The 12,047-nt window shown below is 69.8% G+C and carries 11 protein-coding genes; all 11 read left to right on the plus strand.

What is annotated here, in order from left to right; translation table 11 throughout:
- Window positions 1-56: 56 nt before the first annotated feature.
- Window positions 57-2,714, plus strand: a complete 2,658-nt coding sequence (gene alaS / locus K0817_RS10140; RefSeq protein WP_219981317.1) for an alanine--tRNA ligase — start codon at window positions 57-59, stop codon at window positions 2,712-2,714.
- Window positions 2,715-2,727: 13 nt separating this feature from the next.
- Window positions 2,728-3,195, plus strand: coding sequence for a Holliday junction resolvase RuvX (gene ruvX, locus K0817_RS10145; protein WP_219981318.1), 468 nt, complete (start codon window positions 2,728-2,730; stop codon window positions 3,193-3,195).
- A gap of 1 nt (window position 3,196) precedes the next feature.
- Window positions 3,197-4,945 (plus strand): endolytic transglycosylase MltG, encoded by a 1,749-nt coding sequence (mltG, locus tag K0817_RS10150; RefSeq protein ID WP_253735295.1) that lies wholly within the window; start codon window positions 3,197-3,199, stop codon window positions 4,943-4,945.
- Window positions 4,912-5,790 (plus strand): shikimate dehydrogenase, encoded by an 879-nt coding sequence (locus K0817_RS10155; RefSeq protein ID WP_219981319.1) that lies wholly within the window; start codon window positions 4,912-4,914, stop codon window positions 5,788-5,790. The genes mltG and K0817_RS10155 overlap by 34 nt, the downstream gene beginning before the upstream one ends.
- 30 nt (window positions 5,791-5,820) lie before the next feature.
- Complete coding sequence (aroC, locus tag K0817_RS10160; protein ID WP_219981320.1) at window positions 5,821-7,044, plus strand: chorismate synthase; 1,224 nt, start codon at window positions 5,821-5,823, stop codon at window positions 7,042-7,044.
- On the plus strand, window positions 7,041-7,604 hold the full coding sequence (locus K0817_RS10165; RefSeq protein WP_219981321.1) for a shikimate kinase: 564 nt from the start codon (window positions 7,041-7,043) through the stop codon (window positions 7,602-7,604). Before aroC ends, K0817_RS10165 begins: the two co-directional genes overlap by 4 nt.
- Entirely contained in the window at window positions 7,601-8,677 is a 1,077-nt protein-coding gene (aroB, locus tag K0817_RS10170; protein ID WP_219981322.1) for a 3-dehydroquinate synthase, read from the plus strand. Before K0817_RS10165 ends, aroB begins: the two co-directional genes overlap by 4 nt.
- Window positions 8,674-9,204: a GNAT family N-acetyltransferase gene (locus tag K0817_RS18710; RefSeq protein ID WP_219981323.1), complete on the plus strand. Its 531-nt coding sequence runs from the start codon at window positions 8,674-8,676 to the stop codon at window positions 9,202-9,204. The genes aroB and K0817_RS18710 overlap by 4 nt, the downstream gene beginning before the upstream one ends.
- Window positions 9,205-9,253: 49 nt before the next feature.
- The gene (locus tag K0817_RS10180) at window positions 9,254-10,861 is read left to right on the plus strand and encodes an MFS transporter (protein WP_219981324.1); all 1,608 of its coding nucleotides are present in this window, start codon (window positions 9,254-9,256) and stop codon (window positions 10,859-10,861) included.
- 51 nt (window positions 10,862-10,912) lie between these two features.
- Window positions 10,913-11,371: a type II 3-dehydroquinate dehydratase gene (aroQ, locus tag K0817_RS10185; protein ID WP_219981325.1), complete on the plus strand. Its 459-nt coding sequence runs from the start codon at window positions 10,913-10,915 to the stop codon at window positions 11,369-11,371.
- Window positions 11,372-11,468: 97 nt separating this feature from the next.
- On the plus strand, window positions 11,469-12,029 hold the full coding sequence (efp, locus tag K0817_RS10190) for an elongation factor P (protein WP_219981326.1): 561 nt from the start codon (window positions 11,469-11,471) through the stop codon (window positions 12,027-12,029).
- Window positions 12,030-12,047: the final 18 nt, after the last annotated feature.

Below are 12,047 nucleotides of genomic sequence, written 5' to 3' on the forward strand. Positions count from 1 at the left end.
GGAGCCCGCCCCCGGGTCGACCCGGGGCAATGGCCCGCGCATCTGCGAGGACCCGAATGAAGACCGCCGAGATCGCCCAGCGCTTCCTCGACTACTTCGAGAAGAACGGCCACACCATCGTGCCTTCGGCATCGCTGGTGACCGACGACCCGGCGCTGCTGTTCACCGTGGCGGGCATGGTGCCGTTCATCCCGTACCTCAGCGGTGACGTGCCCGCACCCTACGCCCGTGCCGCAGACAACCAGAAGTGCATCCGGACGAACGACATCGAAGAGGTCGGAAAGACGCCGCGGCACGGCACGTTCTTTCAGATGCTCGGGAACTGGTCGTTCGGGGACTACTTCAAAGAGGGTGCCATCCGCTTCGCGTGGGAGCTGTTGACCGCGGCCGAAGAAGACGGCGGACTCGGCTTCGATCCGAAGGACCTGTGGGTCACGGTCTACGAGGACGACGACGAGGCCTTCGAGCTGTGGCAGACGGTCGCCGGCTTCCCCGAGGAGCGCATCCAGCGCCTCGGCAAGGACACCAACTACTGGAGCACCGGTCTTCCCGGCCCGGCGGGCCCCTGTTCGGAGATCTTCTTCGACCGCGGCCCGGCGTACGGCATCGACGGCGGTCCCGCCACGGACGACGACCGCTACGTCGAGATCTGGAACCTCGTGTTCATGCAGTACGAGATCACCAACGTGCGCTCGAAGTACGACTTCGACATCGTGGGGGAGCTTCCCGCGAAGAACATCGACACCGGCATGGGCCTGGAGCGCATCGCGTTCATCAAGCAAGGCGTCGACAACATGTACGAGACCGACCAGGTCCGCCCGGTCCTCGACAAGGCGGTGGAGCTGAGCGGCCGCACGTACGGCGCGAACCACGACGACGACGTGCGCTTCCGAGTGATCGCCGACCACGTGCGCTCTTCACTCATGCTCATGTCGGACGGCGTCACGCCGTCCAATGACGGCCGCGGCTACATCCTGCGGCGCTTGATGCGCCGCGCGATCCGCTCGATGCGGCTGCTGGGGATGGAGGGCCCGACGTTCGCCGAGCTGTTCGCGGCATCCCGCGACGCCATGAAGGACGCGTACCCGGTCGTCGAGACGGACTGGGCGCGGATCTCGCAGTACGCGCTGGCCGAGGAGGCGACCTTCCTGCGCACGCTGGCGGCAGGGGAGTCGATCCTCGACGAGTCGCTGGATCAGACCAAGGCCTCCGGCGGCACCACCGTCGCGGGTGCCGAGGCCTTCCTGCTGCACGACACCTACGGCTTCCCGATCGACCTGACGCTCGAGATCGCGCAGGAGGCGGGGCTCACCGTCGACCGCGCCGCGTTCGACACACTCATGCAAGAGCAACGGTCACGCGCGAAGGCCGATGCGAAGGCCCGCAAGCGCCAGCTCGCCGACACCAGCGTCTACCGCGACCTGCGCGCACAGGGCGAGACCGTGTTCACCGGCTACACCGACCTCGAGACGCCTTCGCGGGTGCTCGGCGTCCTCGTCGACGGAGTCTCGGTCGATCGAGCCGGCACCGGGCAGATCGCCGAGGTGATCCTCGCCGATACGGCCCTGTACGCCGAGTCCGGCGGTCAGGTCGCCGACAAGGGCGTCATCGTGGGACCGGGCTATGAACTGGACGTCATCGACGTGCAGAAGCCGGTGCCCGGCCTCATCAGCCACACCGTGGAGGTCACCAGCGGCGAGGTCGGCGTGGGGCAGGCCGCCACGTCGATCGTGGATGCCGCGAATCGTCGCGCCGCCCGCCAGGCGCACTCGGCGACGCACCTCGTGCACGCCGCGCTGCGCGACACGCTCGGCCGGACCGCGACTCAGGCGGGATCGCTCAACCGCGCCGGCTACATGCGCTTCGACTTCACGTGGGGTCAATCGCTGTCGGACGCCACCAAGACCGAGATCGAAGAGATCGCCAACAACGCCGTGCGCGACAACCTCGAAGTCACGACGCGCGTCCTCGCGCTGGACGAGGCCAAGTCGCTCGGCGCGATGGCTCTCTTCGGCGAGAAGTACGGCGACACCGTCCGCATGGTCGACATCGGGGGCCCCTGGTCGCGCGAGCTGTGCGCCGGGACACACGTCTCCAGCAGTGCGGAGGTCGGCCTCATCAGCCTGGTCGGCGAGTCGTCGGTGGGCGCGTCCAACCGCCGCGTCGAAGCACTTGTGGGACTCGATGCGTTCCGATCGCTGGCCGCCGAGCGCGCCCTGGTCTCGCAGCTGACGTCCACCCTCAAGACGCCGCGCGAACAGCTTCCCGCGCGGATCGCCGAGCTGACGGCCAGTCTCAAAGCCGCCGAGAAGAAGATCGCGGCCTTCGAAGCGAAGGCCCTGGGCGATCGGCTTCCCGCGCTCGCGTCGACGGCCGCGCGGGTCGGCGGCACCGTCGTGGTCGCCGAGTCCCTCGGCACGGCGTCATCGGCCGACGACGTCCGCTCACTCGCACTGCAGGTCCGCGAGCGGCTCGGGTCGGACGCGGCGGTGGTCGCATTGGGAGCCGAGGTGAACGGCCGCCCCGTGGTGATCGTCGCCACCAACGATTCCGCACGTCGTGCCGGGGTCAAGGCCGGAGTGCTCGCCAAGGGCGCGGCCGCGGTGCTCGGCGGTGGCGGTGGCGGCCGGGACGACGTGGCGCAGGGCGGCGGAACGGATGCCTCGGCCCTGCCCGCCGCACTCACCTCGGTGAAGGACGCCCTCGACCTGTGAGCGGGAGGGGCTGGTGAGCGACTTCCGGCGCGGCGTGCGGCTCGGTATCGACGTGGGCAGGGTCCGCGTGGGCGTCGCGCGCTCGGATCCGGACGGTCTGCTCGCGACTCCTGTCGAAACCGTCCCGCGCGACGACGCGGCCCTCGCCCGCATCCGGGCGCTTGCGGACGAGCATTCCGCGTTCGAGTTGCTGGTCGGTCTTCCGCTCAACATGCGGGGGGAAGACACCGCGTCCACCGAGGACGCACGGACGTTCGCCGCGGCTCTGGCGACAGCATCCGGAGTCCCGGTGCGGCTCGTGGACGAACGACTCTCGACGGTTTCGGCACACGCGGCATTGCGCAGTTCGGGCAGAACCCAGCGTTCGTCGCGTAGCATCGTTGACCAGGTCGCCGCAGTCGTCCTGCTTCAGCAAGCACTCGACGTCGAGAAGAGCACCGGACGGCCCCCCGGAATCCCCGTCTCCCAGGAGCCCGCCTGACATGCCCGATTCACCCTCCGACGATCCGTTCGCGGATCTTTACGGCAAGCTCCCCGACCCCCGCGCGCGCGCGAGCGGTGCCGGCGGCTCGAGCGCCGGCGCCGAAGACGCGGGAGGTTCCGGGACGACGGCGGACGGCGCGCCGCTGTCTCGCCGGGCTGCGCGCGAAGCGGCCGCACGCCGAACCGGGTCGCAGCCGACCGTGCCGGCACAGATACCACCCGCCGCCCGGCCGACAGCGCGCGGTGAACACCCGGCTGCCGACGACTCCGGCAGCGGCTTCCAGCCGGTGCCGCTGCGTGCACCTCGTCCCACCGAGCAGGCCGACGCGCAGGACGAATCCGCCGGCGACGCCTGGATCTTCGCCGATGCGGCAGCAGCCCCTGCTCTGCCGTACAGCCGGACCGGCGCCACCGCGACCGTGCCGGCCCCGGATGCGGCGCGCGACGCGCAGGCCGCCGGCGCCGGCGCCGCTCGTCATCCGGAGCAGAGCCGCGAGACGAGCGGCACCGGCTCTCCGACCGGACACCGCGCCGACGCGGCCAGCACCCGCGAGGTGCGTGGCGGCCGCCGAGGTGGCGCTCCGACGGCGACGCTGGACGACCTCTTCAGCGGAAACGGCTCGACGGACGAGCTCGGCGACGTCCCGCCGCCGAAGAACCGGCGCCGCCGCCGCATCGGCGGCTGGATCGCCCTCGGCGTCGTGCTCGTGATTCTGGGTGGTATCGCGGGCGGGGCCTGGTACGTCTGGACCACGTACGAGGACAACATCCGCGAGGTCATGGGCTGGGAAGAGCCCAAGGACTACGAACCGGGGCTCGCCAACGGCGAGGTCTTCGTGACGATCGCTTCTGGCGACACGGGTTCGCCGATCTCGCAGTCGCTGTACGACGCGGGGGTCACCAAGACCCCCGAGGCGTTCTACGACTACTTGATCGAGACCGGCCAGAACCCGCCGTTCCAGCCCGGCGTGTTCCGGCTGCAGGAGCAGATGACCTCGGAGGCTGCACTCGCGGCGCTCCTGGATCCTGCGAACAAGATGGAGCTCACGGCACAGATCCCCGAGGGCTTCACCGTCGATGGCACGCTGGAGCGGCTCGCTGAAGGCACCGCGATACCGCTGGAGGAGTTCCAGGCGGCCGCGGCCGACCCGGCGGCGTACGGCGTGCCCGCCGACAGCCTCGAGGGCTGGCTGTTCCCGGCGACGTACACGTTCGATCCCAGTGTGACGGCGCAGTCGGCGATCCAGACGCTCGTCGACCGCACGATCCAGTCGCTTGACCAGGCCGGCGTGCCCGTGGAAGACCGGCAGGAGATCCTGACGATCGCCTCGATCATCCAGCGCGAGGCGCGGTTCGAAGCGGACATGCAGAAGGTGTCGCGTGTCATCCAGAACCGTCTCGACCCGAACAATCAAGAGACCTTCGGCCTGCTGCAGATGGACTCGACCGCGCAGTACGGCTACGGCGAGCTGCACGAGGGATCGGCGAGCACCTCGGAAGAGGCCCAGTACGACCCGAATCCGTGGAACACGTACGTGCACGCCGGCCTGCCCATCGGGCCCATCGCCAATCCTGGCGACGTCGCCATCAACGCGGCCATGCATCCCGCGGACGGCCCGTGGCTGTACTTCGTCACCGTGAACCTCGACACGGGCGAGACCATCTTCACCGAGACCTACAACGAGCACTTGCGGTATGTCGACCAGATGCAGCAATGGTGCTCCGAACACCCGGACTCGGGGTGCTGACCGACGCGGCGACGCGCCTGGAGGTCTGGGGCGACCCGATCGCGCACAGCCGATCGCCGCAGCTGCACGCGGCCGCGTATGCCCTGCTGGGACTCGAGTGGACCTACGGGCGCCGCCGCGTGGATGAGAGTTCCTTCGACGCGGAACTGACCGGTCTGGATACCGCCTGGCGCGGGCTGTCGCTCACGATGCCGTTGAAGGGCGCCGCGTTCCGTGCCGCCATAAGCCATGACCGTGCCGCCGCGCTCACCGGCGCCGTAAACACCCTGCTGCTGAGCCCGGAGGGGCCGAGAGGTTTCAACACGGATGCCGGCGGCATCGTGCGCGCGTTGGCGGATGATGCGGTCACGGCGCTGCCGCGGGCCCGTGTCGTCGGTGCGGGCGCGACGGCGACGTCCGCGCTGGTCGCACTCGGCGAGCTCGGTGCTCGAGAGGTCGAGGTGATCGCTCGACGCCCTGAGGCCGTTGCGCCGCTGCACGACCTCGGCGCGCGGCTCGGTGTGCGCATCGTCGCCGGCACGTTCGAGGCATCCGGCTATGACGACGTTCCCGTCACGATCGCGACGCTTCCAGGAGATGCGAGGCTGCCGGACGCCGCGGGCGCTGCTCTCGCACGCGCGGGGGGACTCCTGCTCGACGTCGTGTACGGCCATTGGCCGACCGCGCTCTCCGCGCACTGGGAGGGTCGCGGCGGGAGGGCACGGTCCGGACTCGGGATGCTGCTGTACCAGGCGCTGCTGCAGATCCGGATCTTCCGCAACGGCGACCCGGGTGCGACGCTGCCGAACGAGCGGGCGCTCGTCGAGGCCATGCGCACTGCGCTCGAAGAGCCGCGCCCGGCGTAACGGGCGTCCGGCACGTGGGAGACTGGAGCAATGCTCCGCGTGCTCACGGCCGGCGAATCCCACGGCCCCGAACTCGTCGCCGTCATGGAGGGCCTGCCTGCGGGCGTCCCCATCTCCCGTGCCGCGATCCAGGCAGACCTGGCCCGCCGGAAGCTCGGCTACGGCCGCGGGTCGCGCATGAAGTTCGAAGAGGACGAGCTCACGATCTCTTCGGGCGTCGTCCACGGCTCGAGTCTCGGCAGCCCCATCGCCCTGCGCATCGGCAACACCGAGTGGCCGAAGTGGGTCGAGGTCATGAGCCCCGAGCCCGTCGAGCTCACCGAGCGCTCGCGCGGCCGCGGCGCGGCGCTGACCCGCCCCCGCCCCGGGCATGCCGACCTCGTCGGCATGCAGAAGTACGGCTTCGACGAGGCCCGGCCGATCCTCGAACGCGCGAGCGCCCGCGAGACCGCGGCCCGCGTCGCGCTCGGCGCCCTCGCCCGTGCCTTCCTGGGCGAACTCGGCATCAGCCTGGTAAGTCACACGCTCTCGATCGGGCCGGTGCGCGTGCCCGAGGGCGCGCTCCTTCCCACGCCCGACGACGTCGACGCGCTCGATGCCGATCCGTTGCGCTGCTTCGACGCCGCCACGAGCGCGGCGATGGTGGCCGAGGTCGATGACGCGCGCAAGCACGGCGACACGCTGGGCGGTGTCGTCGAGGTGCTCGCGTACGGGCTCCCACCCGGACTCGGCTCGCACGTGCACTGGGACCGGCGATTGGACGGCAAGCTCGCCCAGGCGCTCATGAGCATCCAGGCGATCAAGGGCGTCGAGGTCGGCGACGGCTTCGTCACCACGACCCGGCGGGGCTCCGAGGCGCACGACGAGCTCCACATCGCGGGCGAGGGCATCACGCGCTCGAGCGACAAGGCCGGCGGCACCGAGGGCGGGATGTCGACGGGCACCGTGCTGCGCGTCCGCGCGGGCATGAAGCCCATCGCGACCGTGCCGAAGGCGCTGCGCACGGTCGACGTCGCCACCGGCGACGCTGCCTCCGCCCACCACCAGCGCTCGGACGTGTGCGCCGTGCCCGCGGCCGGCGTCGTCGCCGAGGCCATGGTGGCCATCGTGCTCGCCGAGGTCGTGCTCGAGAAGTTCGGCGGCGACAGCGTCGCCGAGACCCGCCGCAACCTCGACGGCTACCTCGCGGCCATTCCCGCCCAGCTGCGCACCGCTGCTGCGAGTGACATCGGTCTGGCCGCCGACCCGGTATGAGCCCGCATCCCGAAGCCATCGTGCTGATCGGCCCGATGGGGGCCGGCAAGACGAGCATCGGCAAGAAGGTCGCCCGGGCCCTCGGCATCCCGTTCTACGACTCGGACGTCGCGGTCGTACGCGAGCACGGCCCGATCGAGCAGCTGTTCGCGGAGCACGGCGAGGCGCATTTCCGCGCCCTGGAACGTCAGGCCGTCGTCGGCGGCCTCACCGGCGGAGGCGTCGTCGCCCTTGGCGGCGGGGCTGTGATGGACCCTGCCACGAGAGCCGACCTCCGCGCACACCGCGTCGTGCTGCTCACCGTGTCGCCCAAGATCGTCGCCGGTCGCGTGCGTGAGTCGAATCGGCCGCTGCTGCAAGCAGACGACGCGATCGCCCGCTGGGCCCAGATCTACGACGAGCGCCGGCCCGTCTACGAACAGCTCGCCGACGTGACCTTCGACACGTCGAGCGGACCCCTGCAGAACATCGTCGACGCGATCGTCACGTGGGTGCGGCGCACGGACGCCGGAGAGCTCGCGCGCGACGAGCCCGTGCAAGACCAAGAGGAGCAGCGATGACGGACGCCACGACCATCAGCGTGAGCGGAGACGCGAGCTACGACATCACCGTCGGCCACGGCATCCTGTCCACGCTCTCGGACGCGCTTCCTGCCGCCGCGCGCAAGGTGCTCGTCATCCACCCGCCGACGCTCGCCGAGCAGGCCGAGCGCCTGCGAGCGCAGCTCGTGGGGGAGCGCGAAGTGCTGCTCGCCGAGGTGCCCGATGCCGAGGCGGGCAAGCGCATCGAGGTGGCTGCCTTCTGCTGGCAGGTCATGGGCAAAGCCGACTTCACCCGCACGGACGCGGTCGTCGGATTCGGCGGGGGAGCGGTGACCGATCTCGCCGGCTTCGTCGCGGCGACGTGGCTGCGCGGCGTCGAGATCGTCCAGGTGCCCACGACGGTCCTCGGGATGGTCGATGCCGCCGTCGGCGGCAAGACAGGCGTCAACACGGCAGAGGGCAAGAATCTCGTGGGCGCGTTCTGGACGCCGCGCGCGGTGGTCTGCGACCTCGATCTGCTCGACACGCTCTCGCGCAACGAGCGCGTCGCCGGCTATGCCGAGGTCGTCAAAGCGGGCTTCATCTGGGCGCCCGAGATCCTCGACCTCGTCGAGGCCGACCCCGAGACCGCCGTCGACCCGCGCAGCGACGTCTTCCGGCGCACCATCGAGCTCGCGATCGATATGAAGGCGCGGGTCGTGGGCGAGGATCTGCGCGAGGCCGGCCTGCGTGAGATCCTGAACTACGGTCACACGCTCGGTCACGCGATCGAGCACGCCGAGCGGTACCGCTGGCGCCATGGCGCTGCGATCTCGGTCGGCATGGTGTTCGCCGCGGAACTGTCACGGCTGGCCGGACGTCTGCCGGATGCCGCGGCCCAGCGTCACCGCGACATCCTCGACGTCCTCGGTCTGCCGACGACCTATCGCCCCGGCGCATGGCCCCAGCTCCTGGCCACGATGCAGCGCGACAAGAAGAGCCGCGGCGGCATGCTGCGCTTCATCGTGCTCGACGACATCGCAAAGCCCACCGTGCTGCAGGCGCCGGACGAGTCCCTGCTGTTCGCCGCGTACCAAGAGGTCGCGGGGTGACGCCCCCGCGCGTACGCCGCATCGGCGCTGACGAGTGGGAGCGCGTGAAGTCCCTTCGACTCGAATCCACGAGCGATCCGGATGCGGCCATCGCCTTCCTCGAAAGTCCCGACGAGGTCGCGGCTCGGCCCGACTCGTTCTGGGTCGAGCGCGCCCAGCAGGCGGCCACCGGCGAGACAGCCGCGCAGTTCGTCGCCGTATCGGAGGACGCGTGGGTCGCCAGCCTCTCGGTGCTCATCCGCGCGACCGGGCAGACCGACCACCTGGGCCGCTACATCGACGACCGGCGCGCGGATGTCGTGGGCGTCTACGTCCATCCGACCTATCGGGGCACCGGTGCGGTGGACCTGCTGCTGGACGCCGCCGCGGAGTGGGTCCGCGGCGCCGGCCTCACGATGCTCTCGCTCGATGTGCACCGCGACAACCTCCGCGCCCAGGCCGCGTACCGCCGGTGCGGCTTCGCGCCCACCGGGGAAGAGATCACCGGCCCCATCGGGCCCGAGATCGTCATGTCGCGCACGCTCTGAGAGACTGACGTCGCGCGCCGGCGGAGGCGCCCGTCGGACGGAGCAGCACATGAGCAGCAGCACGGAAGCCCCCACCGGCGGTCGTGTCATCCTGATCACCCTCATCCTCGTCGCCGCGGTGGCGAATCTGCCGCTGTCCGTGGCCAACGTCGCGCTGCCCGACATCGGCAAGGCTTTCGACGCCTCGCAGACCCAGCTCAACCTCGTCGCCGTCGGATACTCGCTCGGGCTCGCCGCCTCGGTGCTGTGGCTCGGCGCCTTTGGGGACCGCTACGGACGCAGGATGATGCTGGTCATCGGGGTCGTGCTATCGCTTCCGGCGGCCCTGCTCGCCGCGTTCGCCCCGTCGATCACGGTGCTGATCCTTGCCCGCGTCGTCGGCGGCATCGCCGCCGGCATGGCGTACCCGACGACGCTCGCGCTCATCACCGCACTATGGTCGGGCCCGCGGCGAACGCGATCGATCGCACTGTGGTCGGCGATCGGCGGCGCGATATCGGCGCTCGGACCCCTGATCTCGGGAACGATGCTGACATTTCTGCCGTGGGGGTCGGTCTTCCTGGTCACCGTGCCGCTCATCGTGGTGGCGTTCTTCATGATCGTGAAGTTCGTGCCGAGTCACGTGAACGAATCGTCCGATCCGGTCGACAACCTCGGCGGCATCCTCTCGCTGGTTCTGGTCGGGGCTCTGATCCTCGCGATCAACTTCGCGGCGGTGCCTGACGCGGGAATGCTCGTGCTCGGCCTGACGGTCATCGGCCTCGCTGCGCTCATCGCGTTCGTGATCCGTCAGCGCCGCGCGCGCAACCCGCTGTACGACCTGAGGATCGCGGCCCGCCCCATCTTCTGGGTCGCGGCCTGCGCCGGTGTCGTCGTCTTCGGATCGCTCATGGGCGCGTTGTTCATCGGGCAGCAGTTCCTGCAGAACGTGCTGGGCTACTCGACCATGCAGGCGGGCTTCGCGGTCTTGCCCGCGGCGATCTGCATGATCCTGTTCGCACCACGCTCGGCGAAGCTCGTCGAGGCCCACGGCGCCCGATTGACGCTCCTGCTGGGCTACGCGGCGGTGCTGCTCGGCTTCCTCACGATGCTGCTGCTGTGGCGCGAGGGTTCCCCGTACTGGGTGGTCGGCGTGGGGTATGCGTTCGTGGGTGCAGGCGTCGGCCTCGCGGGTACGCCTGCCTCGCACGCGCTCACGGGTGCCGTTCCGGTGCGCCGCGCGGGCATGGCCTCCGGCACGGCTGATCTGCAGCGCGACCTGGGCGGCGCCATCATGCAGTCGATCCTCGGAGCGCTGCTGACGGCCGGGTACGCGTCATCGGTCGCCACGCTCGTGGCACAGTCGCCCGACAGCGATCAGGTCACGTCGTCGGTGCAGAGCCAGCTCACCAAGTCGTTCTCGAGCGCCGCGAACATCGCCGAGCAGTACCCGCAGTACTCCGACGCGATCGTGCAGGCCGCAAAGGAGTCGTTCGAGCAGGGCCAGCAATGGGCGTACCTGGCGGGTGTCGTTGCGGTGCTGCTCGGCGCAGCGCTGGTGTTCTGGAAATTCCCCAAGGCCCAGCGCGAGCGTGAGCTGCTGGCCGAGTACCACGTCGAGGACGAGGGTGAGGACGAGGGTGGCGAGCCGCGTGTCGTGCCGCACACGACGCAGTGACGGGCCCGCCGCGGGCCGACCATGGCCCGGCGCACCGCTAGGGTGGGGCGCGTGAGCACCCCCCTGCGCCTCCTGCTCGTCAACGGGCCGAACCTGAACCTGCTGGGGACCCGCGAGCCGGGGATCTACGGGTCGCAGACCCTCGCGGATGTCGAGCGGCTCGTGACGGATGCCGCCGCCACCCGGGGTTTCGAGGTGCGCGCAGTGCAGAGCAACCACGAGGGTGTGCTGCTGGATGCGATCCACGCCGCCCGTGAGGACTGCGCCGGTATCGTGATCAATCCCGCGGGATTGACGCACACGTCCGTGGTGCTGCGCGATGCTCTCGCCGGCGTCGCACTCCCGGTGGCCGAGGTCCACATCTCGGACGTCCGGCAGCGCGAGCCCTTCCGCCACCACTCGTACGTGTCGGACGTCGCCCTCGTCCATGTGATCGGTGAGGGCGTCTCCGGGTACGCGACCGCGGTCGACCTCCTCATCGACGTCATCGCCGGCCAGGCCGACGACTGACGAATCCGATCGCCGATCGGGCATCCCGTAGAATCGAGCGTCGGTCGGCGCGGCAAGCACGACCGGATCACCGAAACGAAACGGAAACTCCACACCCATGGCATCCACCGCAGATATCAAGAACGGCGTCGTCCTGAACATCGACGGTCAGCTCTGGAGCGTCGTGGAGTTCCAGCACGTCAAGCCCGGCAAGGGCGGAGCGTTCGTACGCACCAAGCTCAAGAACGTGATGACCGGCAAGGTCGTCGACAAGACGTTCAACGCCGGAGCGAAGGTCGAGATCGAGAACGTCGATCGTCGCGACTTCACCTACCTGTACAACGACGGCGAGGGCTTCGTCTTCATGGACGTCGCCGATTACGACCAGATCACCGTGGGGGCGGCCACGGTGGGTGATGCCAAGAACTTCCTGCTCGAGAATCAGCAGGTGCAGATCGCGCTCAACAACGGCAACCCGCTGTACGTCGAACTGCCCGCATCCGTGGTCCTCGAGATCACCTACACCGAGCCGGGGCTGCAGGGCGACCGCTCCTCGGCGGGCACCAAGTCTGCGACCGTCGAGACCGGATACGAGATCCAGGTTCCGCTCTTCCTCGAGACCGGCACCAAGGTCAAGGTCGACACCCGCACGGGCGACTACCTCGGCCGCGTCAACTGATCGCGGCAGTGCTGGTCT

Origin of the sequence: Microbacterium sp. HD4P20 (assembly GCF_019449275.2) — a bacterium.
Taxonomy (GTDB): domain Bacteria; phylum Actinomycetota; class Actinomycetes; order Actinomycetales; family Microbacteriaceae; genus Microbacterium.